The organism is Vaccinium witches'-broom phytoplasma str. VAC (assembly GCF_000309405.1).
Lineage (GTDB): Bacteria > Bacillota_I > Bacilli_A > Acholeplasmatales > Acholeplasmataceae > Phytoplasma.
This window is the reverse complement of the sequence record NZ_AKIN01000203.1, coordinates 1-657: the sequence shown is the minus strand read 5'-3', so window position 1 is coordinate 657 and position 657 is coordinate 1. Positions and strand designations below refer to the sequence as shown.

1 protein-coding gene is annotated in these 657 nt (G+C 32.4%); it reads right to left on the bottom strand.

Annotation, left to right across the window (positions count from 1 at the left end; genetic code table 11):
* Positions 1 to 85 precede the first annotated feature (85 nt).
* On the bottom strand, positions 86 to 657 hold a 572-nt coding region (locus RI68_RS02925), incomplete at its 5' end, for an ATP-binding protein (RefSeq protein ID WP_017193742.1).

Below are 657 nucleotides of genomic sequence, written 5' to 3'. Positions count from 1 at the left end.
AAGATAGTGGTAGCCATTAAAAACCAAGTGAAATAAGATTTAAAGGTTAGATAAGTTTTAATTAGGTCTAAAGGTGTTTTCATAATTATTTACCTCCTTTCTTTTGGTTTTCGATTTGTTCTAATGTTTCTGTGTTTGGAGAAATAATCATTTTGTAAGCTTGTTTTAAATCTTCTAAATTGATTTCATTTCTTCTAGTTTCGCCTTGACCTCGGTTTTTGGCGAAGATGGTGACAGTTGTTTTTAAGAGGTTTTCTAGAGTACGATTGGCTTTTTTGAATGCTTGTGAAGATGGTAATCTTTCTAAGGATTCATTGATAACTTCATATAAATATTGTTTGGTTTCTTCGCTGTAAGGATTTTTACGTTTGTTGATTAAGAATTCTAAGAAGGCTTTTCTTTCTTCTTTATTGCCTGGTTTAACTTCGATATTGTAAGTGAATCTTGATTTGATGGCATCATCAATTTGGTCGATGTGGTTTGTAGCGCCAATAATAAAGATAGGATGTACAGGATCATTTTCAAATGATGTCATTTCGGTTTTGAATTGGTTTACCACATTGGCGATTTCTGAACCAGCTTCTAATCCGCTTAAATCAGTAAAGATGGTTTCACATTCATCTAAGAAAATAATGGCCCCTTTTCCTTTTTGAGCTT